General features: G+C 36.5%; 1 protein-coding gene. It reads left to right on the forward strand.

The window, feature by feature from the left end; all coding sequences use genetic code 11:
• Positions 1-108: 108 nt before the first annotated feature.
• Complete coding sequence (locus M2R47_RS09680) at positions 109-312, forward strand: hypothetical protein (RefSeq protein ID WP_418001197.1); 204 nt, start codon at positions 109-111, stop codon at positions 310-312.
• The last annotated feature ends 88 nt before the right edge of the window (positions 313-400 follow it).

The raw sequence follows: 400 nt of genomic DNA on the forward strand, positions 1-400 counted from the left end.
TTTTTGGCAAAATCACTGCACCGCTACGACTGGCAATAACACCGCCAATCATAGACAAAGCATATAGCAAGGTTAAATTTTTTGGATCTTTATCAGCAAAACTCCCTAATGCTTTCTGCTGATGAATTACGGCAAAGGTTAGGCGTAGTTAATGGTGAATACCAAAAAATGGAATTGTTTAAACGCAGGGTTCTAGACTTCTTAGTTCAACAAATCAACCAATACACCGATATTGATGTAAAATACGAACAACAAAAACAGGGGCGGAAAATTGTTGGCTTTACCTTTAGTTTTAAGGACCGTCCTAGATAATGACTAAAAACTCCATGTAGGTTAAAATAACCCAATGAGAAAAAGTCGTCTAAGTCAGTACAAACAAAACAAACTCATTGAGCTGTTT

This window comes from Moraxella oculi (genome assembly GCF_023336735.1).
In the GTDB taxonomy this organism is placed as follows: Bacteria; Pseudomonadota; Gammaproteobacteria; order Pseudomonadales; family Moraxellaceae; genus Moraxella; species Moraxella oculi.